18 protein-coding genes and 1 pseudogene are annotated in these 19,007 nt (G+C 68.0%); 7 read left to right on the top strand and 12 right to left on the bottom strand.

From position 1 onward, the window contains the following. Nucleotides 1-483: 483 nt before the first annotated feature. Together ACFPMG_RS20700 and ACFPMG_RS20695 are read left to right on the top strand one after the other, a co-directional pair. The gene (locus ACFPMG_RS20700; RefSeq protein WP_376997076.1) at nucleotides 484-1,530 is read left to right on the top strand and encodes a TerC family protein; all 1,047 of its coding nucleotides are present in this window, start codon (nucleotides 484-486) and stop codon (nucleotides 1,528-1,530) included. Between the two features lie 199 nt (nucleotides 1,531-1,729). Next, a complete protein-coding gene (locus ACFPMG_RS20695) occupies nucleotides 1,730-2,494 on the top strand; it encodes a hypothetical protein (RefSeq protein WP_376997075.1) in 765 nt (254 codons plus the stop codon). Nucleotides 2,495-2,512: 18 nt separating this feature from the next. On the opposite strand, the gene ACFPMG_RS20690 is transcribed toward ACFPMG_RS20695, so the two are convergent. The 10 genes from ACFPMG_RS20690 to ACFPMG_RS20645 all read right to left on the bottom strand — a co-directional run bounded on the left by ACFPMG_RS20690 (nucleotide 2,513) and on the right by ACFPMG_RS20645 (nucleotide 11,317). Further along, on the bottom strand, nucleotides 2,513-3,082 hold the full coding sequence (locus tag ACFPMG_RS20690; RefSeq protein WP_376997073.1) for a hypothetical protein: 570 nt from the start codon (nucleotides 3,080-3,082) through the stop codon (nucleotides 2,513-2,515). A gap of 8 nt (nucleotides 3,083-3,090) precedes the next feature. Next, nucleotides 3,091-3,819 carry a hypothetical protein gene (locus ACFPMG_RS20685; RefSeq protein WP_376997071.1) on the bottom strand — a complete coding sequence of 243 codons (729 nt, stop codon included), beginning with the start codon at nucleotides 3,817-3,819 and terminating at the stop codon, nucleotides 3,091-3,093. A gap of 305 nt (nucleotides 3,820-4,124) precedes the next feature. Continuing rightward, nucleotides 4,125-5,897 carry a phosphoenolpyruvate--protein phosphotransferase gene (gene ptsP, locus ACFPMG_RS20680; protein ID WP_376997069.1) on the bottom strand — a complete coding sequence of 591 codons (1,773 nt, stop codon included), beginning with the start codon at nucleotides 5,895-5,897 and terminating at the stop codon, nucleotides 4,125-4,127. Beyond that, entirely contained in the window at nucleotides 5,887-6,228 is a 342-nt protein-coding gene (locus tag ACFPMG_RS20675; RefSeq protein ID WP_183181234.1) for an HPr family phosphocarrier protein, read from the bottom strand. Before ACFPMG_RS20675 ends, ptsP begins: the two co-directional genes overlap by 11 nt. Before the next feature lie 4 nt (nucleotides 6,229-6,232). Continuing rightward, on the bottom strand, nucleotides 6,233-6,634 hold the full coding sequence (locus ACFPMG_RS20670) for a PTS sugar transporter subunit IIA (protein ID WP_014199776.1): 402 nt from the start codon (nucleotides 6,632-6,634) through the stop codon (nucleotides 6,233-6,235). A 126-nt stretch (nucleotides 6,635-6,760) separates the two neighbouring features. Next, on the bottom strand, nucleotides 6,761-7,639 hold the full coding sequence (rapZ, locus tag ACFPMG_RS20665; protein WP_376997066.1) for an RNase adapter RapZ: 879 nt from the start codon (nucleotides 7,637-7,639) through the stop codon (nucleotides 6,761-6,763). Between the two features lie 41 nt (nucleotides 7,640-7,680). Further along, entirely contained in the window at nucleotides 7,681-8,172 is a 492-nt protein-coding gene (locus ACFPMG_RS20660; protein ID WP_376997065.1) for an HPr kinase/phosphorylase, read from the bottom strand. A gap of 131 nt (nucleotides 8,173-8,303) precedes the next feature. Beyond that, on the bottom strand, nucleotides 8,304-8,732 hold the full coding sequence (locus tag ACFPMG_RS20655) for a hypothetical protein (RefSeq protein ID WP_376997063.1): 429 nt from the start codon (nucleotides 8,730-8,732) through the stop codon (nucleotides 8,304-8,306). Between the two features lie 154 nt (nucleotides 8,733-8,886). Further along, on the bottom strand, nucleotides 8,887-10,650 hold the full coding sequence (locus ACFPMG_RS20650; protein ID WP_376997061.1) for a stimulus-sensing domain-containing protein: 1,764 nt from the start codon (nucleotides 10,648-10,650) through the stop codon (nucleotides 8,887-8,889). Continuing rightward, on the bottom strand, nucleotides 10,622-11,317 hold the full coding sequence (locus ACFPMG_RS20645) for a response regulator transcription factor (RefSeq protein WP_149167534.1): 696 nt from the start codon (nucleotides 11,315-11,317) through the stop codon (nucleotides 10,622-10,624). The genes ACFPMG_RS20650 and ACFPMG_RS20645 overlap by 29 nt, the downstream gene beginning before the upstream one ends. A gap of 383 nt (nucleotides 11,318-11,700) precedes the next feature. Between ACFPMG_RS20645 and ACFPMG_RS20640 the strand changes: the two genes are divergently transcribed. The 5 genes and pseudogenes from ACFPMG_RS20640 to ACFPMG_RS20620 all read left to right on the top strand — a co-directional run bounded on the left by ACFPMG_RS20640 (nucleotide 11,701) and on the right by ACFPMG_RS20620 (nucleotide 17,033). Further along, a complete protein-coding gene (locus ACFPMG_RS20640) occupies nucleotides 11,701-12,480 on the top strand; it encodes a HugZ family pyridoxamine 5'-phosphate oxidase (RefSeq protein ID WP_376997060.1) in 780 nt (259 codons plus the stop codon). 325 nt (nucleotides 12,481-12,805) lie between these two features. After that, a pseudogene (locus ACFPMG_RS20635) lies at nucleotides 12,806-14,638 on the top strand (phosphoenolpyruvate carboxykinase (GTP)); the annotation flags it as partial. 279 nt (nucleotides 14,639-14,917) lie between these two features. After that, on the top strand, nucleotides 14,918-15,778 hold the full coding sequence (gene motA, locus ACFPMG_RS20630) for a flagellar motor stator protein MotA (RefSeq protein ID WP_376997058.1): 861 nt from the start codon (nucleotides 14,918-14,920) through the stop codon (nucleotides 15,776-15,778). A gap of 15 nt (nucleotides 15,779-15,793) precedes the next feature. Next, nucleotides 15,794-16,780: a GNAT family N-acetyltransferase gene (locus ACFPMG_RS20625; protein ID WP_376997056.1), complete on the top strand. Its 987-nt coding sequence runs from the start codon at nucleotides 15,794-15,796 to the stop codon at nucleotides 16,778-16,780. Between the two features lie 79 nt (nucleotides 16,781-16,859). Further along, nucleotides 16,860-17,033: a hypothetical protein gene (locus tag ACFPMG_RS20620; protein WP_376997055.1), complete on the top strand. Its 174-nt coding sequence runs from the start codon at nucleotides 16,860-16,862 to the stop codon at nucleotides 17,031-17,033. Between the two features lie 13 nt (nucleotides 17,034-17,046). Here the strand turns inward: ACFPMG_RS20620 and ACFPMG_RS20615 are convergent, their stop codons facing one another. After that, nucleotides 17,047-18,396 (bottom strand): M23 family metallopeptidase, encoded by a 1,350-nt coding sequence (locus tag ACFPMG_RS20615; protein WP_376997053.1) that lies wholly within the window; start codon nucleotides 18,394-18,396, stop codon nucleotides 17,047-17,049. Nucleotides 18,397-18,708: 312 nt separating this feature from the next. After that, nucleotides 18,709-19,007 (bottom strand): hypothetical protein (locus tag ACFPMG_RS20610; protein ID WP_376997051.1); only part of this gene is annotated, 299 nt, incomplete at its 5' end.

Genomic DNA, 19,007 nt, shown 5'->3' with positions numbered 1-19,007 from the left:
GAAGACCGTGCCCCCCTCTTGTCGCCGGGCCGGGGTCTGACTACATGACGGTCGAGGTCCGGGCCCCTCTGGCAGCGTCGCCCGGCGCTGTGATGTCGGACTTCCCATTGAGCCGTCGCCTTGGCGCGGCCTTGCGGAAGCTGGCCCTGTTGTTCCCCCTGGGTCCCGCTCCCCACAAGGCCCGCCGCCGGACGACGGCACCCGACGGGCCTTTGGGAGACATCGACATGAACCGCACCGAACCAACATACTGACCGACCGCCACGTCTCCACGGCGAACGATGGAGGCGGGTGTTCCGACGCGCTGCGGCCGAGCCGTCGCGCGCTCTTTTCCGTCGGCCGCAGACCTTGCGGCCGCGATTCCAGTCCGGGCCCCTCTGGCCGATGCGTCCCGCCGTGGCGCATCGGTGATGTCGGACTGCTCATGTGACGATCGAAGTCTCCGCTTGCGGGAGCGGAGTGCATGAAGCAAGGGACAGTTCCATGGACCAGATTGTCTTAATGTGGGCCAGCTTCGCCGTCTTCGTTGGCGTGCTTTTGGCCTTTGATCTTGGTGTATTTTCCAAGAAATCCCATGTGATCTCCGGTCGCGAGGCGCTGATGCGCTGCGCGGCCTATTCCACGCTGGCGATGATTTTTGCGGCCGGCGTCTTTCATTTCCAGGGCGCCGAGAAAGGGCTGGAGTTCCTGACCGGCTACCTGATCGAATACAGCCTGAGCGTCGACAACATCTTCGTCATCGCGCTGATCTTCACGCATTTCGCGGTGCCGCCGCAATACCAGCACCGGGTGCTGTTCTGGGGCATCCTGGGCGCGCTGGTGATGCGCGGCGTGCTGATCGTGGCGGGCACGGCGCTGATCCAGGAATTCCACTGGATCATCTACATCTTCGGCGCCTTCCTGATCTTCAGCGGCATCAAGATGCTGATGTCGGTGGACGACGAGCCGGACATGGAAAACAACCGGATCGTCAAGTTCGTCCGCTCCCGCTTCCGCATGACCGACGGCTACGAGGGGCAGAAGTTCTTCGTGATGCGCGACGGCGTGCGGATGATGACGCCGCTGTTCCTCGTGCTGATCCTGATCGAGTTCACCGATCTGGTCTTCGCCGTGGACTCCATCCCGGCGGTCTTTTCGGTGACCACCGACCCGTTCATCGTCTGGACCTCCAACGTCTTCGCGATCCTTGGCCTGCGCGCCCTCTATTTCGCGCTGGCCTCGATCATCCACCGCTTCCATTACCTGAAGTACGGCCTGTCGCTGGTTCTGGTGGTGGTCGGCGCCAAGATGATGATGGTCGACATCTACAAGATGCCGACGGCGCTGGCGCTGGGCATCACGGCCTTCCTGGTCGGCGGCTCCATCGTCTTCTCGATGCTGAAGACCCGTGGCGAGGCGGCTCCGGAGGCCGCGGACGGCGAAGCCCGCCGCTGGTGGGTGCCCGGCAGCCCGGCGAAGGGTGCCGGCGGTTCGACACCGGCCTCCTCCAACGAGGCGGCCGCGGTGTCCTCGGACGGCAAGGGCCGGTAAGACGCCCGCTCCGAAGGGCGGCAGGGAAACGACGGGGTGTCCGGTCCGGTGGAGCGGACGCCCCGCGCGTTTCCGGGCGGCGGTGTCCGCAAAAGTAGTAATGGTGGTTTCGTGGAGACGATGATGTGGATGTGCGGGGCGGATCGCGCCTCGCTTGGCGGTTGACGCCAATCCTTTCCAACCCAAGGAAGAGACATCCATGTTCACCGGTACGCAACGGACCTCCATCGCCCTGTCCGCTCTCCCCGTCCCGTCGGGCCCCCTCTCCGGCCTGCTTCAGGCCGCCCGCGATGAACTCGCCGGCTTGGCGTCCGGCCGCGGGGTCACGCTCTCCGTCGTGTTCGACATGCCGGCGCTGGTGCGCGTCAACGAGGCGGCGGTGGCCGCGGGGTCCTGGGAGCCGATGCTTCCGGCGGCCCATCCGGCCTGCCGCTCCCTGACTCCGGGCAACGCCTTCTGGATCTGCGGGACGGCCGCCTCCGGCGATGTGGTCACCGCCCAGGCCGGGCTGCTCTACGATTGCAGCACGCAGTCCATCGGCGACCGCTTCAACGCCATGACGGTGTTCTATGATGACCCGGCCACGCAGGCTCCGGATGGTGAATGGTGCACCTGCACGTCCGACACCGCCAACAGCACGCGCGGGCAGGTGGTGTGGACGAACGCGGGATGGACGCGGCCCGATTTCCAGGGCCGCGGACTGTTCCCGATTTGCCAGCGGGTGAACAAGCTGGCGGCGTGGCTGCTGTGGTCGCCGACCTGGTTCATCTCGGTCGTAGATCCCGACATCGTCCCGGTCTGGGCGGAGCGGAAGATGGGACCGCGCCACATCGATGACGAGCCGGCCATCACCTACAACCAGATCGGCCTGAAGACGCTGCCGATGCACCTCGTGCGCTTCAGCCGCGCGCAGTTCCTCGGCGATCTGGCGCAGATCGCCGCCGACCTCGCCCGCGCGGCCTGACGCCCGGGCCGACCCGCGTCAGGAATCGATCAGCGCCAGCAGGGCCTGACGGCGATGGCCCAGTGACCAACCGAACAGGAGGTGCCGGTAATTGACGGGCGGGCGGGGAAGTCCGGTGATCACCAGATGGTTGTACACCGGTTCCCCGCCCTCCACCGCCTCCCGGTACTGCGCGTCGATGGCCTGGGCGTAGGCGCCGTGCACGTCCTCGAGATGGGGCTTGCCGATGTTCTGGTCGGCCCAGCGGTCGCCGAAGACCCGTCGGGTCGGCTCCCCGATGTAGCGGAAGCACAGCGGTCCGCCGTCCCGCGACGTCAGGATGACGCAGCGCGGCAGCAGCCCCGTGCTTTTCAGGTCGTCGTGCAGGTCCGGACCGAAGCTGGGATTCCGCTTCCACACGGCGATCATGTCCTGGTGCCAGTCCAGTGCCGTGCGCAAGGGCTGCCGGTGGATGTCGACGCGGGTTTCCGCGGGCTCGGCGGGGGGCGGATCGCCCCGGCGACCGCGCAGGATCGTCACCAGACCACGGGCAAGCGGCCGAGCGATGCGATCCTTGAGAAACTCGGTTGACGATGGTGTGATGGGCAAGGCGACCGTCACTCCCCGACCCCTTTCCTTGGTGACAGGAACTCCGACGCCATAGCCTGATAGATCCGCCGCGCCGCGTCCAGAGCCACGCTCCCCGCCCTGGCTCCGGCGGCGAGCATCCGCTCGGTCGGCTTGGTCGGCAGGGCCTTCGGCATCGCGGCCTCGATGGCGTCGGCTGTACGGTCGAAGCGGGCGACGGCTTCGGAGAGCGCCATGCGCTCCAGGGCCGTTATGGCATCGTCCAGAAGGGGGAGCAGCCGCTCGGCGCCGTTCCCTTGGTCCTCCATCGCGGTGCGGCACGCCCGCAGCGTGCTGAGAACCTCATCCAAGCCTTGCGTGGGCGTTGACGCCATGGCGCCCAACGCCGGACTCCGGCTCGCGGCCGGACCGATGCCCGCATGATCGGCGGCGGCCTGAAGCCGGTCGAGGAACAGGGCCACGCCCTCGCCAAGGGCCAGGGCCTTCGTGTCTTCGACGATCCCCTCCTGGCAAAGGGCGTGGGCAAGGCGTGCCTCGCGCGCCGTCGTCAGGGGCAATTGCCGGATCATCAGGCTCGACAACTCGCGGAGGCCACCGTTCAGCAGGTCGAAGGCGTGAGAGCCGCACGGCGGGTTGGCGACGATGTCGGACATGTGTTCCGCGGCCCTGGTGAACAGCGTATCGCGCTGATCGAAGGCCGTGTTCAGATCGAAGGCGGCTTCAGGCTCGCGGCCGCCGTTCCGTAGTCCAGAGCGCATCCTGCTTGCCTTTCCGTATTCCCGAAGACAAAGGCCCGCCAATTCTGGTCTGTCCGCCGGAAGCCGCGCCTCAACGGATGGGCATGCCAGTATTTCACAATGGGGGGTTGTCAACAACCGGTGCGATCATTCGATTGGGGCGGATCTCCGGTCGGAATGCGCATCAGGGCTGCGGCCGGGCGTTCCAGCGCAGACGCGTCGGCCAGTTCCGCGTGTCGCTCAGCATGTCGATGAAGGTCTTGACCTTCAGCGGGCGGAAGCGGGTGGCCGGACAAACGGCGTGGATGCCGTCGGTCGGCCGCCTCTCAGCCGACGGCGTTGAAGTCGTCCAGCAGGGCGGCGATCCGCCCGCTGTCGCTCTGGTCCATGATGACGCGGGCGCGGCGGGTCGCCTCCTGAAGGTCCAGCTTGCGGATGCGCCGCTTCACCAGGGGAATGGCCGGCGGCACCATCGACAGGTCGCGCACGCCCAGCCCCAGCAGCAGCGCGGTGTAGCGCGAATCGCCGGCGATCTCGCCGCAGACCGACACCGGGATGCGCGCGCGCAGCGCCGCCTCGATGGTGAACTGGATCAGGCGAAGCACCGCCGGGTGCAGCGGATCGTAGAGCGAGGCGACCTGCTCGTCGCCGCGGTCGATGGCCAGCGTGTATTGGGTCAGGTCGTTGGTGCCGATGGAGAAGAAGTCGGCGGCGTAGGCCAGCGCGTCGGCGGACAGCGCGGCCCCCGGAACCTCCACCATCACGCCCACCGGCGGCAACGGGTCGGCGATGGGAACGCCGCGGCGACGCAGGCGGCGGGCGACTTGGCCCATCATCTCGCGCACGCGCTGCACCTCGGCGACCGAGCAGATCATCGGAAGCAGGATGCGCAGCGGCCCGTGGACGCCGGCCCGCAGCATGGCGGCGAGCTGCGTCTCCAGCAGCTTCGGCTCGCGCAGGCCGAGCCGGACGGCGCGCAGGCCGAGCGCCGGGTTCGCCGGCTCGCCGTAGCGGCCCGCCATCCAGCCGGCCAGCTTCTCCCCGCCGACATCCATGGTGCGGGCGGTGACGGTGCGCCCGCCCATGCCCTCCACGATGGAGCGCAGGACGGTGTACTGCTCGTCCTCGTCCGGCAGCTGGTCGCGGTTCATGAACAGGAACTCGGTGCGCAGCAGCCCGATCCCCTGCGCCCCGTTCTCCAGCGCGTGGTCGAGGTCGCGCGGCAATTCCAGATTGGCCTGGAGCGTCACCGCGGTGTTGTCGCGGGTGACCGCCGGCAGCTTGCGCAGGCCCTTCAGCTGCTCGCGCTCGCGCTCGCGCTCGGCGCGGCGTTGCCGGTAGTCCTCCAGCACCTCGGGGGTGGGGTCGATGATGACGCGCCCCTGGACCCCGTCGATGATGACCGTGATCCCGTTCCTCAGCCCGGCCAGCAGCCCGCCGACGCCGAGCACCGCCGGGATGCCCAGCGAGCGCGCCATGATCGCCGTGTGCCCCTCGGCGCCGCCGAGCACGGTGGCGAAGCCGGCGACGCGGCGCGGGTCGAGCAGGGCGGTGTCCGCCGGGGTCAGCTCCTCGGCCAGGATCACCGCGCCGGGGTTGAGCATCGAGAAGGCCTGATACTCGTGCCGCATCAGGTTGCGGATCAGGCGCCGCCCCACCTCGCGCACGTCGGCGATTCGCCCGGCGAGATAGCTGTCCTCCATGCTCGCGAAGGTCTGGGCGATGGTGGCGATCTCCGCCTGCACCGCGGCCTCGGCGTTGACCAGCTCCTGCTGGATGCGGCGCTCGACGCCGCGCGTCAGGCGCGAGTTGGTGACCATCGCCAGATGGGCGTCGAGAAGGAAGCCGATCTCCTCCGACGCCGAGCCGGGCAGCACCAGCGCCTTGGCCTTCAGCTTGCGGATCTGGCGGCGCGCCTTGCCGCAGGCGTCGGCGAAGCGCGCGGCCTCGGCCTCCACCTGATCGGCGGTGAGGGTGTATTCGGGAACGCGGACGGCGCCGCTCTCCACCACATGGGCCGGGCCGATGGCAATGCCGGGCGAAACGCCCAGCCCGCGCAACGACCGCCCCTGGCCGGCGGCCGGAACGTCAGTCTTCATCGAACTTGCGGGTGATCAGATCCACGAGCGCCGCCATGGCCTCCTCGGCCTCGCGGCCATAGGCGTACAGCTCCACCGAGGTGCCGGGGCCGGCGGCCAGCATCATCAGGCCCATGATGGATTCGCCCGACACCTGGGTCTCGCCGCGCCGCACCTCGATCTCGCAATCGAAGGTGGCGACCAGCTTCACGAACTTCGCCGCCGCGCGGGCGTGCAGGCCGCGTTGGTTGCTGATCGTGACGGTCTGGCAGATCTCGGGATTCCTCTCCGGATTCTGTCCGTCGATCCCAGGGGCGCCTTGTGCGGGCGCCTTCTCGTCTGGAGAACTCATCGGGTCACCCGTCCGACAGCAGCGAGGAAGCGACGTTGATGTATTTCTGACCGGCCTCGCGCGCGGCGGTCACGGCGTGGGTCAGCGTTTCCTGGCGGCGCACGCTGGCCAGCTTGATCAGCATCGGCAGGTTCACGCCGGCGATCACCTCGACCTTCGCCTTGTCCATGATGGAGATGGCGAGGTTGGAGGGGGTCCCGCCGAACATGTCGGTCAGCACGACGACGCCGGACCCGTCGTCCACGTCGGCAACGGAGTTCAGAATGTCCTGACGGCGCTGCTCCATGTCGTCGTCTGGGCCGATGCACACGGCCCGCACCTGCTGCTGCTCACCCACCACATGCTCCAGCGCGGCGATGAACTCTTCCGCGAGGCGCCCGTGGGTTACCAGAACCATACCGATCATGGGACATCCTTCAATTCTGGAGCCTCCCCCGAAGCCGCATTCTTATTGCGGCACTTATGAACGATCCCTTATCCGGATCGATCCGACCCGCCCCTTGTGCCAACCCTCCCGGCCAACCCTGCGCTGTCAGCCGGCCCGCGGGGCCTGCCGTTCCAGCTCCCGGTGACTGATCCCGACCTTCAGCCCCAGCCCGCCCAGCCATGCGGCCAGCCGTTCGGCGACGAACACCGAGCGGTGCTTGCCACCCGTGCAGCCGACCGCAATGGTCAGGTAGCTCTTGCCCTCCTGGTTGTAGCGCGGCAAAAGCGGCTGCAACAGGTCCGTCAGATGACGGAAGAATTCGGCGAAATCCGGGTCGCCCTCCACCCGCGCCGCCACGCGGGGGTCCAATCCGGTCAGCGGTCGCAGGTCCTGATCATAATGGGGATTCGTCAGGAATCGTACGTCGAACACGAGGTCCGCCTCGCGAGGCAACCCCATCCGGAACGAGAAGGAGGTGACGAAGACCTGGAGCGCCGCCTGGGTTCCGATCTGGAAGTTGCCGGCCAGGATGCGGCGCAGGTCGTGGATCGACAATTGCGTGGTGTCGATGGTCACATCGGCCTGCCGCTTCAGCGGCAGCAGCATGGTGCGCTCCAGCTGGATGCCGTCGGGCACCGGACGGTCGATGGCCAGCGGGTGGCGGCGGCGCGTCTCGGTGAAGCGGCGCTGCAGCGTCTCATCCCCGCAGTCGAGGAAGACCAGCCGCACGTCCAGCCCGGCGCGGGCTTTCAGCGCTTCCACCTCCTCCAGCATGGCATGGGCGGAGAAATCGCGGGTGCGGCTGTCGATGACCAGGGCCAGCGGGCGCCGGCGCGGGTCGGCCTGCTCCAGCAGCGCCGGGACCAGCGAGAGGCGCAGGTTGTCCACCGCCTCGTAGCCCAGATCCTCCAGCGCCTTCAGGGCGACGGACATGCCGGCTCCGGACATGCCGGTGACGAGCACCAACTGTCCACCCTGTCCCATGGCCTGTTCCGTAGGTTGGTCTTCCAAGTGACGACGATCGGTCATGACAGGTCGGGCACCTTTCCCAGCGAACCCGCACGCGCGGCGGTCGCGGCCAGTTTCAGCTTGGCCGGCGCCGAGGCGTCGAAGGGGCAGAGGGCGAGGCGTGGCAGGGTCCGGTCGAGAAGGTCCACGGTTTCCTCCTCGGGCAGGCGTTCCACGGCGTCGCGCGGCACCAAGTCGACGACCAGACCGATCTCCGCCTCCGTGGCGGTGGGCATCGGCATGATACCGACCCCCCGCACCTCCAGCAGTCCGGCCAGCGCCGTCGGCGCCGTCGCCATCACCCTGCCATCGTCCACACGCAGCTCCACCCGGTCGTCGGCCACCAACAGCGCCCCCGCGTCGATCATCCGCAGGGCCAGATCGGACTTGCCGCTGCCCGACGGTCCCCGCAGCAGCACGCCGATGGGCGTTTCGCCCCGGTTGCCGCCGTTTCCATGGCCGCCATTCCATGTGCCGACCAGGACGCAGGTGCCATGAATCGTTGCCATGATCCCGCGAAGGTGAGGCGTGCCGCCGCTTCTGTCAATGGGATGCCGAAAATGCATCCTTTTCCCGCCCGAACGCGCCCGATGCGCCGGTGCGACCGCCATGGCCTCGCGCCCGACACCGGTTTCCGGCGTCAGCCCGGCCGGTCGCAGCCCACGGTCAGGCTCAGGCATGGGCCGCCGGGCCGGGCGGTGCGGCGGATGTCCAGCAACTCGTTGGCCAGGGCGTCGCGCCGCCGGATCATCTCCTCCAGATCGTCCAGTTCCGCGGCCTCCTGGCAGGCGGTGCGGAAGTCCTTCTCGCGGGCAAGCCGGGTCAGAAGGTGGCTGTAGCTGTCGGCGATGGTGGCCAGATGCCGCTGGGCGCCCTGGAGCGCTTGCGCCAGCTGCGTCCGCTCGTCGGCCGACGCGCGCATCATCCGGGCCAGTTCGCCCTGCTGGACGCTGGCGTCGTTGATCAGGCGGGCCAGCCGGTAACGGCGGAAATCGATCACCTTGGCCGCGGCGGGCCCGTCGATCGGGCGCGGTGCGATCGGCTTGAGGTCGGACTTGGAGTCTGACATGGCCCCTCTTCCGGTTGGTGACGTCCGGTTGTCGAAAGGCCAGCCGTCGCGGGCGCGGGAATGACCGGAATCGAGCATCCGCCGCACCCACGACTTTGTCCATACGTCTTTTCTCAAATTGCAACTATGCCGCATCCGCGATGTGGAAATTCAATCAGGGGCGCGGCAGGCGCACGGTGAAGACGGCGCCGATCGTCTCCCCGCCGGGGCCGAGGCGGTTGGCGGCCCGGATGGTGCCGCCGTGGGCGTCCACGATCTGCTTGGAGATAGACAGGCCGAGCCCCGAATGGGTGCCGAACTTCTCGCCGGCCGGCCGCTCGGTGTAGAAGCGCTCGAAGATCGCCTCCTCCTTGCCCTCCGGAATGCCGGGGCCGTCGTCGCTGACCGTCACCTCGACCGCGCCGTCCGGGGTGCGCCGGGCGGCCAGCCGGACCTGCCCGCCGGGCGGCGAGAAGGACAGGGCGTTGGCGATCAGGTTCTGGAAGACCTGGGTCAGCCGCCCCTCCAGCCCCTTCACGGTCAGCGACCCGCCGCGCGGCGGCTCGATGACGACGCTCGCCGGGGTCTCCGCTCCGTCGCTGTCCTCCTCGTCCTCGTCTTCCGCGGTGGTGCGGTGGATGTCGGCGAGCGTGCGGAGCATGGCGCCGATGTCCACCGGCTCCAGCGCGGCGCGCGACAGCTCGGCGTCCAGGCGCGAGGCGTTGGAGATGTCGCTGATCAGCCGGTCCAGCCGCTGCACGTCGTCGGCGATGATCGCCATCAGCTTGTCGCGGCGGGCCGGGTCCTGGATGCGGCTGACCGTCTCGACCGCGCTGCGCAGCGAGGTCAGCGGGTTCTTGATCTCGTGGGCGACGTCGGCGGCGAAGCGCTCGATGGCGTCCATGCGGGCCCACAGCGCCGCCGTCATGTCGCGCAGCACGCCGGACAGCTCCCCGATCTCGTCGCCGCGGCGGGTGAAGTCGGGGATTTCCGTGTGGCGCCCATGGCCGGTGCGCAGCCGGTCGGCGGCCTGGGCCAGCTTGCGGATGGGCCGGGCGATGGTGCCGGCCAGATAGAGCGACAGCAGGACCGTGACCAGAAGCGCCACCGCGAAGACGCGCAGGATGTCGGTGCGCACCGACCGGATGGCCTCGTCGATCACCGTGCCGCTGCGCGACAGCAGCACCGCCCCCAGCACCTCCTTGTAGCGCTGGACCGGAACGGCGACCGTGAGCAGCAGGTTGGAGCGGGCGACGGGGGAGGCCAGCCGCCACACCGTCGCGCTGTTCTCGCCGGCCAGCGCGCGTTCCACATTGGGCGGCGGGGCGGCCGATTCGGCGGCGTGGCCCGGCGGCTCGCGGTAGAGCGGCAGGTTCTCCCGGCTCGGCACCACATCGATGAAGCGGGCGTAGAACTCGTTGACCGCGCGGGACGCCGGGTCGCCGGAGGGCGGCAGCGGCAGCTCCTGGATCTCGATCTTGCCGGGCGAGCCGGTCAGCACGCGGCTGTCCGACAGCAGCCGCCCGTCCGGGCCGTAGAGCCGGGTGTGCGTCTCCGTCGCCAGCGCCAGCCGGCGGATCATCTGGCGCCCCAGCTCCGGCGACAGTTCGTAGCTCTCCTGGCCCAGCTCCGGCTCGTCGGCGGCCCGCTGCACGGCGCCCTCGCCGAGCGCCGAGGCGAAGATGCGCGCCTCCGTCTCCAGAGCGTCCAGCTCCGCCTGGACCAGCCGGTCCTGGTAGCGGCCGAGATAGAGCAGGGCGCCGACCAGCAGCAGCAGCGCCAGCACGTTGACGGCGAGAATCCGCAGGGTCAGCGGCGACGGCACACCGCGCACCCGGCGCCGGGACGCGGCACGCGGCGCGGCGCCGGGCTTGACGGATGGGGAGGGGGTGTGGTCCGGCGCGCGGACCTCACTCCCTGTATCGGTAACCGACGCCATAGAGCGTTTCGATCTGCGCAAAGTCGGAATCAATGGCCTTGAACTTCTTGCGGAGCCGCTTGATGTGGCTGTCGATGGTGCGGTCGTCGACATAGACGTTTTCGCCATAGGCGGCGTCCATGAGCTGGTCGCGGCTCTTCACATGGCCGGGGCGCTGGGCCAGCGCCTTGACCAGGAGGAATTCCGTCACCGTCAGGTCGATGGGCTGGCCCTTCCAGGTGCAGGAATGGCGGGCGCCATCCATGACCAGCGGACCGCGGGTCAGCAGCACGCCGGGTTCCGGCGCGGTCTTGTCGCGGGTCGCCGCCTCGCGCCGCAGCAGGGTGCGGATGCGCTCGACCAGCAGGCGCTGCGAGAAGGGCTTCTTGATGTAGTCGTCCGCGCCCATGCGCAGACCCATCAGCTCGTCCACCTCGTCGTCCTTGCTGGTCAGGAAGATGACCGGCAGATGGCTGGTCTGGCGCAGGCGCTGGAGAAGCTCCATCCCGTCCATGCGCGGCATCTTGATGTCCAGCACGGCGAGGTCCGGCGGGCGCTGGGTCAGGCCGCGCAGCGCTTCGGCGCCGTCGGTGTAGGTGCGCACCTCGAAGCCTTCCGCTTCCAGCGCCATGGCAACGGAGGTCAGGATGTTCCGGTCGTCATCCACCAACGCTACGGTGTGAGACATGTCGTTCGCGTTCCCAGTCACACGCCCCGTTTCGGCGACGGCCCGTGCCGGCGGCCAACTGAAGCGGAGGGCCGGCCCGCTGATGTCGCTTACTACGGAAGAATGGTTTCGTCTTATTTCGAAATGCGGGCTTTCCGAATGCTCCACGACGACCTATAGGCGGCGCAAAGGCATGAAAAGCCAACTTTTCGCTTTTCCCAACCTATTTGTCTGGGCCAATATGGCACCAATGCGGCGCCGGGGAAACGGTGCTGCGCGGGAGAACGCATTCGTTTCAGGGCATGAGTTCCGACGAGTCCCCCATCCGTCCGACCCCATCGGGGCCGGGCGCCGCGGCGTCATCGGACGTTGGCGGCCGAACGGGAGGCGCCACAAGGCGCCTGATGCGTGGTGCCGGTCTGGCGGCGCTGTCCACCGCCCTGCGCGGGGATGACGCCCAGCACAATGGCCAACAGGATGGCCGGGGCGGCTGGCCCTATCCCTCGCTGGTCCAGGTGGCCTTCGATCTCGATGGGACTCCGCTTCTTCTTCTCTCCACCCTTGCCGACCACACGAAGAACATCGCGCGGGATCCGCGCGTCGGTCTGCTGTTCGACGGAACGGCGGGGCTGGCGGAGCCGCTGTCCGGGCCTCGGCTGTCCGTTCTCGGGCGGGCCGAGCGCTCGGAGGAGCCGCGCCACCGCGCCCGCTTCCTGGCGCGCCATCCCGGTGCGGCGCTCTACGCCGGTTTCACCGATTTCAGCCTTTACGCCGTGTCGGTGGAGCGCGCCCATCTTGTGGCCGGCTTCGGCCGGGTGCGGTGGCTCGACCGGACCGACCTGCTGCTGCCCGGCGTCCCAGCGGCGCTGGCCGAGGCCGAGAGCGCCATCCTGAGCCACATGAACGCCGACCACGCCGACGCCTTGCGGCTGTACGCCACGGTTCTGGCCGGACGCTCCGCCGACGGCGCCGAGCCTTGGGTGATGACCGGGATCGACCCCGACGGCTGCGACCTGCGCCGCAGCGGCGAAATGGCGCGGGTTGATTTCGATCACAGCGTGGAAAACCCCGAAGACGCTAGGGTCACTCTCGCCGGGCTCGCTCGGCAGGCTCGCCAAAGTGCGCCCGGCAGCGCACCCGGCGTGACCGATGGCTCAATGGATTCGGACGATCGTGACGGCTAACCACGACGCCGCGGCAAGCGGCGCGCAAAAAAGAGCGCAACCAGGAGAAAACGTCAGTGGACCATAACGGACCGACCCGTTGCCGTTTTGGGTTTGTGGCCCTGGGGCCACCCCTCTCTTGCCAATCAGGACATCGGGCGCGCCCGGGGGGCGCGTCGGGATGACCGCCGTCCGGCCTGCGGGCCGGGCTGCGGTGGTTTGAGCCGGCGGAACGACACCGCCACCGAACGAGGACGGCTTCGATAAGGGCCGAAAAGGCCAGCCGTCCGGACCTCCGGGCGCCGACCCCGCTTCCAAGGGACGGCGAACCCGGAGACGAGTTGAGAGGCAAAGGATGACCGGAACAACGCGCACGCGGAACAAGAAGCTCCTGGCCTGGGTCGAGGAGATCGCGAACAAGTGCAAGCCCGAGCGGGTGCACTGGTGTGACGGATCGCAGGAGGAATACGACCGCCTGTGCGCCGAGATGGTGGAATCGGGCACCTTCATCAAGCTGAACGAGGCCAAGCGCCCGAACTCCTACCTCTGCCGCTCCGATCCGGGCGACGTCGCCCGCGTCGAGGACCGGACCTTCATCTGCTCCGAGCGCAAGGAGGATGCCGGCCCGACCAACAACTGGGTCGCCCCGGCGGAGATGAAGGCGAAGCTGGACGGCCTGTTCGAGGGCTGCATGCGGGGCCGCACCATGTATGTGGTGCCCTTCAGCATGGGGCCGCTGGGCTCGGACATCGCGCACATCGGCGTGCAGATCTCCGACAGCCCCTACGTCGCGGTCAACATGCGCATGATGACCCGCATGGGCCAGAAGGTGCTGGACATCCTGGGCGACGGCGACTTCGTGCCCTGCCTGCACTCCATCGGCGCGCCGCTGGAGCCCGGCCAGCCGGACGTGGCGTGGCCGTGCAACGCCGATCACAAGTACATCGTCCATTTCCCGGCCGATCACTCGATCGTCTCCTTCGGCTCGGGCTACGGCGGCAACGCCCTGCTCGGCAAGAAGTGCTTCGCGCTGCGCATCGCCTCCTCGATGGGCCGCGAGCAGGGCTGGCTGGCCGAGCACATGCTGATCCTCGGCGTGGAAAGCCCGGAGGGTGAGAAGACCTACGTCGCCGCCGCCTTCCCGTCGGCCTGCGGCAAGACCAACTTCGCCATGCTGGTCCCCCCGGCCCAGTTCGAGGGCTGGAAGGTCCGCACCATCGGTGACGACATCGCCTGGGTGAAGCCGCAGCCGGACGGCACGCTGCGCGCCATCAACCCGGAGGCCGGCTTCTTCGGCGTGGCGCCGGGCACCAGCATCAAGTCGAACCCGAACGCGCTGAAGACGCTGAACGCCAACGTCATCTTCACCAACGTCGCGCTGACCGACGACGGCGACGTGTGGTGGGAGGGCCTGACCGACGAGGCGCCGGCCCACCTGATCGACTGGCAGGGCAACGACTGGACCCCGGCGTCGGGCCGTCCCGCCGCGCACCCGAACTCGCGCTTCACCGCCCCGGCGGCGCAGTGCCCGTCGATCGATCCGGCCTGGGAAGACCCGGCGGGCGTTCCGATCTCCGCCTTCATCTTCGGCGGCCGCCTGTCCAAGACCTTCCCGCTGGTCTTCGAGGCCTACAACTGGCGCGAGGGCGTGTACTGGGCGGCGACCATGGGCTCGGAGGCGACCGCCGCCGCCGTGGGTCAGGCCGCCATCCGCCGCGACCCCTTCGCCATGCTGCCCTTCTGCGGCTACAACATGGCCGACTACTGGAACCATTGGCTGGCGATGGAAGGCAAGGTGGAGAACCTGCCCCGCATCTACCGCGTCAACTGGTTCCGCAAGGACGAGAACGGCAAGTTCGTCTGGCCGGGCTTCGGCGACAACATGCGTGTCCTGCGCTGGATCGTCGACCGCGTCCGCGGCCGTGCGGTCGATGCGGCGGAGAGCCCGTTCGGCTACATGCCGCGCTACCAGGACCTGAACTGGGCCGGTCTGGATTTCGCCGAGGACAAGTTCCGGAAGATCATGGACATCGACCGGAAGGAAGCCGAGGCCGAGGCCAAGGACCAGGAGGAACTGTTCAACCGCTTCGGCAGCCACCTGCCGGACGAGATCGAGCAGCAGCGCGTGGCGCTCCTCAAGCGTCTGGAGGAGGCTCCGGACACTTGGCGGATCGGCTGATCGGGCCGGCGCCGGATCGTCCGAACGCGTCAGGAGGGACCGCCCGCGGGCGGTCCCTTTTCTTTTGCGCATGCGGCGGCGGCAGGCTGCCTTTCGAGTACTCCTTTCGTGACAGGACTCTTTGTCACGGCTAGGATCGCGTCCGACGCCGGGTGATTTACAAAAACTCAAGGGATTGCTGCGTCACTGGGCCGGCAGAACGCAAGCACGCCCGCTTGGCCGAGGTTCCGGGATGCGGACCGGCCAAGGCACGGGAAATGACGCTGGAGGACGGAAGACATGTTCGTGATGATCGGCTTCGGCGTCGTGGTGTTCAGCGTCTTCGGGGGCTACGTCCTGGGCGGCGGGCACCTGGGTGTGCTGTGGATGCCCTTCGAGTTCATGATCATCCTGGGCTCCGCTGCCGGCGCCTTCCTGATCGGCAACCCAAAAGCGGTGGTCACCCACACCGGCAAGGAACTCGGGCACCTCTTCAAAGGGCCAAAATACAAGAAGGATGATTTCCTCGAACTTCTCACCATGATGTACCAGGTCTTCAAGATCGCGAAGACCAAGGGGCTGCTCGCCCTCGAACAGCACATCGAGAAACCCGAGGATTCGCCGCTCTTCCAGCAATTTCCAAAATTCTACGGCGACCACCACGCCATAGCGTTCCTGTGCACCTATCTCCGCCTGATGTCGCTGGGGGCCGACAACCCGCACGAGCTGGTCGACCTGATGGACGAGGACATCGAGACCATGCACCACGAGCACCAGCGGATCGCCGACGCCATCCAGGCGGTCGCCGACGCCGTGCCGGCGCTGGGCATCGTGGCGGCGGTGCTGGGCGTGATCCACACCATGGGCTCGATCACCGAGCCGCCGGAAGTGCTGGGGAAGCTGATCGGCGGCGCGCTCGTCGGCACCTTCACCGGCATTCTCGTCGCCTACGGCTTCCTGGCGCCGATCGCCAGCGGCCTGAAGAACATCTACCACGCCGAAGGGAAATACTATCAGGCGATGAAGATCGGCCTGATCGCGCATCTGTCCGGCTACGCGCCGGCCATCTCGGTGGAATACTCGCGAAACGTGCTGGAGCCCGAATACCGGCCGAGCTTCGCCCAGGTGGAAGAGGCCACCTCGGCCCTGCCGCCCGCCTGACGCCGGATCAGTCTCATGCCGACTTCGTCCGACGGCGCCGTCACCATCCTGTGGAACGAGGGGACGGTGGGGGAGTGGGCGGCGCTCCTTGCCCGCGTTCCCCGCTCCACCCTGCCGCAGTGCTTCGCCTACGCCGGCGCCATGGGGCGCACCCACGGTTTCGTGCCGCGGCTCGGCCTGATCCGGCGGGACGAGGCGCCGATCGGGGTGGTGCAGCTTCTGGAACGGCGCACGCTGCGCCTGTTCCACCAGCGCCAGATCCACCGCGGCCCGCTGTGGCTCGACGGGGTGGAGCCGGACATGGCGACCCAGGAGGCGGTCTTCCGCCTGCTGCGCCGGGCCTGCCCCGACAATCCGCTGAACCGGGCCAGCCTGCTCCCTGAACTCGCCGCCGGTTCGGAGGCCGAGGCGATGCTGCGGCGCTGCGGCTTCCGCCGCTTCGGCCCCGGCTACCGCACGGTCTGGCTCGATCTGTCGCGCGGCGAGGACGAGTTGAGGGCTGCGATGGCCCGCGACTGGCGGCAGCGGCTGAAGGGAGCGGAGAAGGCCGGTCTGGTCATCGACCTCGATTGGGAGGCCAAGAACCTGCCCTGGCTGATGAAGCAGGAGCATGAGCAGGCCCAGACCAAGCAGTTCCGCCCAATGACCGGCGCGCTGGCCGTGCGCATCCGCAACGGGCTGCTGAAAGGCGGGGGGAAGGGCGACGGGGTGCTGATGGCCGCCGCTTTGGAGGATCGTTCCAACAAGGCCAACCCGGCGGCGAGCGCGCTCTTCTGCATCCATGGCGGTTCGGCCACCTACCAGATCGGCTGGTCGAGCGAATCGGGGCGCAAGAGCGGCGCGATGCGGCTGGTGCTGTGGCGCGCGGCCCTGGCGCTGAAGGCGCGCGGCGTGGGCTGGCTCGACCTCGGCGGCATCAACCCGGACAGCGCGCCGGGCGTCACGGAATTCAAGCTGGGAACCGGCGGGCAGGCGGTGGAGAGCACCGGCCTGTATCGCTGATGCCTGTTTCGATTGTGAGCGGACCGTTGAAAGACGGTCCCGACGGTCTCATCCTGGTTGCGAGCGGAAGGAGCACGCCATGGCCGACGACGACATGAAACCGGAAGAGGCGCAACTGGCCATCGCCAAGGCGTCCCAGATGAAGCCGCAGGTTCAGGCCATGCGCGACCGTCTTCGCAAGATGGCGGACGACGAGGAGAAGGGCGTCCAGATCCTCGCCAGCGCCATCCGCCGCTTTCTTCACCAGGAGTAGGAGAGGCGACGCCTCAGCAGGTCGTCGCCTTGGTGCAGCCCTTGTCCTCGTGCGGGCCTGGGGTGCGGGCGAGCTGGAGGCCGCTGCGCGCCTGCTCGAAGGTCTTCTCCAGCGACCGCACCGTCTGCTCGAAGGCTTGCAGCTCACGGCCCTCCAGCTTGTCGCCGGTCGGCAGGTCGATGCTCTTCGGATTGATCTGCTGGCCGCCCTTCAGCACCTCGTAATGCAGGTGCGGGCCGGTCGACCGACCGGTGGTGCCGACATAGCCGATGACGTCGCCCTGGTCGACGCGGGCGCCCCGGCGCGTGCTCTTGGCGATCCGGCTCAGATGGGCGTAGGCCGTGGCGATCTGGGTGTTGTGGCGGATGCGGATGTAGTTGCCGTAGGCGCCGTTCGGTCCGACCTCCTCGACCACACCGCCGCCCGCGGCGTAGATCGGCGTGCCGGTCGGGGCGCCGAAATCCATGCCCTTGTGCATCTTGCTGAAGCCCAGGATCGGGTGGTGGCGCATGCCGAAGCCCGAGGTGATGCGGGCGCCGTCGATCGGCGTGCGCAGCAGGGCGCGGCGGATGCTCTCGCCGTCGCGGTTGTAATAGTCGATCCGCCCGTCCCGGCTCTTGTGCCGGTAGATCGGGTATTCCTTGCCGCTGAGAAGCAGCGCGGCGTAGAGCACGTCGCCTTCGCCGGCGTTCTTGCCGTCGGCGGTGACCAGCCGCTCATACAGGACCTCGAACTGGTCGCCCGGCTGGAGGTCGCGCTGGAAATCCACGTCATAGGAATAGTCGCGGATCAGCGCCATCATCACCGACACCGGCACACCGGCGGCGTTGCCCGCTTCGAACAGGCTCGATCGGATCACCGTCTGCGCTGCGACCGGCTGGCGGGTGACCGCCTTCTCCGATTCGCTCGAGGTGAAGGCGGTGTCGCCCTTTCGGGACACCGAGACGGAGCGCACCACGTCCGGAAGGAACTCCAGGCCGACGAATCGCTTGGTCCCGCTGCGGCGCGGTTCGAACAGGACGGTGACCTGCTGGCCGACCTGCAGCTTGCGCGGATCATAGACCTTGCGCAGGGCCGCGATGGCGTTGGTCGCCTCGTCGGCCGGGACGTCCACGCCGGTCAGCATGTCCATCAGCGTGTCGCCGCGCCCGACGGACAGGATGTGGCGATGGGCGCTCGACGACCGTTCGTCCTCGTCCTCGCCGGTTTCCTTAACGGTGTTCTTGGCGACCCGCTCCGGCGGGGCCGTGCGCCCGCCCGCCGCATAGGCGGGCGGTGCGACCGTGTAGGAGAGGAGCCCCGCCAGACCAGCGGCAACCAGGGCGAGCGTGGGAAGGCCACCGAGCCTCGAACGCACCGTCATCCTCCTATTGCTTCCTCACACGTTTCGGACCGTTGTGGCGGCGGGCTTTTCGACCGCCCAAGGAGCTACCACCTTCTATAGGCGACCATGCGGACCATTTTTGTCACTGTCAACCCGACAGGGGTGACTGCGTCAATCGATTGGCGCAGCGAGGCCGCTCCCTTGGTCCGCACGCTCAGCCATGGCGGAGCGCCCGATCCGAGCGAGGGACGGACATACACTGATTCCAGCTTGGACTACGGTGATAAGTCGCTCTGTGAAGAATTTTTCATGGAAGTGCAAAAAGGGCTTGCGTCGTTCGATGGGGTACGCTTATAAACCGCTCCACCGACGCAGCGCCGCAGACAAACGCGGCAGCGGCGGATCAAAAAGCGGGTGATGATCCAAAGAAACGGCGCCAAGCATTCGGCGCTGTTTGCTTCGTCTCCGGATTTCTGGTTCATCGGTTTTGGCCCTGGCGGCCCACTCCTCGAAGGGAATGGGCGCGGGGTGTTGCGGTTCACCTGAGGGCCGCGGGATCTTGGATATCGTTGATACCGTGTTGTGAGAAGGGATGCGCAGGCGGCGGTTTTGGCCGTTGGCCGCGGACCGGTTCCGGAAGGGACTGGCAT

This window comes from Azospirillum himalayense, assembly GCF_042657465.1.
In the GTDB taxonomy this organism is placed as follows: domain Bacteria; phylum Pseudomonadota; class Alphaproteobacteria; order Azospirillales; family Azospirillaceae; genus Azospirillum; species Azospirillum himalayense.
Note: the sequence above shows the minus strand (reverse complement) of the source record. Positions and strands in the feature narration are given on the sequence as shown.

Bases quoted from the DNA above. Each gene is read 5' to 3' on its own strand.
- ACFPMG_RS20685 (WP_376997071.1), bottom strand. From the start codon at position 3,819: ATGCGCTCTGGACTACGGAACGGCGGCCGCGAGCCTGAAGCCGCCTTC.
- ACFPMG_RS20620 (WP_376997055.1), top strand. From the start codon at position 16,860: ATGGCCGACGACGACATGAAACCGGAAGAGGCGCAACTGGCCATCGCC.
- ACFPMG_RS20670 (WP_014199776.1), bottom strand. From the start codon at position 6,634: ATGATCGGTATGGTTCTGGTAACCCACGGGCGCCTCGCGGAAGAGTTC.
- ACFPMG_RS20660 (WP_376997065.1), bottom strand. From the start codon at position 8,172: ATGGCAACGATTCATGGCACCTGCGTCCTGGTCGGCACATGGAATGGC.
- rapZ (WP_376997066.1), bottom strand. From the start codon at position 7,639: ATGGGACAGGGTGGACAGTTGGTGCTCGTCACCGGCATGTCCGGAGCC.
- ACFPMG_RS20700 (WP_376997076.1), top strand. From the start codon at position 484: ATGGACCAGATTGTCTTAATGTGGGCCAGCTTCGCCGTCTTCGTTGGC.
- motA (WP_376997058.1), top strand. From the start codon at position 14,918: ATGTTCGTGATGATCGGCTTCGGCGTCGTGGTGTTCAGCGTCTTCGGG.
- ptsP (WP_376997069.1), bottom strand. From the start codon at position 5,897: ATGAAGACTGACGTTCCGGCCGCCGGCCAGGGGCGGTCGTTGCGCGGG.
- ACFPMG_RS20695 (WP_376997075.1), top strand. From the start codon at position 1,730: ATGTTCACCGGTACGCAACGGACCTCCATCGCCCTGTCCGCTCTCCCC.
- ACFPMG_RS20615 (WP_376997053.1), bottom strand. From the start codon at position 18,396: ATGACGGTGCGTTCGAGGCTCGGTGGCCTTCCCACGCTCGCCCTGGTT.
- ACFPMG_RS20625 (WP_376997056.1), top strand. From the start codon at position 15,794: ATGCCGACTTCGTCCGACGGCGCCGTCACCATCCTGTGGAACGAGGGG.
- ACFPMG_RS20640 (WP_376997060.1), top strand. From the start codon at position 11,701: ATGCGTGGTGCCGGTCTGGCGGCGCTGTCCACCGCCCTGCGCGGGGAT.
- ACFPMG_RS20645 (WP_149167534.1), bottom strand. From the start codon at position 11,317: ATGTCTCACACCGTAGCGTTGGTGGATGACGACCGGAACATCCTGACC.
- ACFPMG_RS20675 (WP_183181234.1), bottom strand. From the start codon at position 6,228: ATGAGTTCTCCAGACGAGAAGGCGCCCGCACAAGGCGCCCCTGGGATC.
- ACFPMG_RS20650 (WP_376997061.1), bottom strand. From the start codon at position 10,650: ATGGCGTCGGTTACCGATACAGGGAGTGAGGTCCGCGCGCCGGACCAC.
- ACFPMG_RS20655 (WP_376997063.1), bottom strand. From the start codon at position 8,732: ATGTCAGACTCCAAGTCCGACCTCAAGCCGATCGCACCGCGCCCGATC.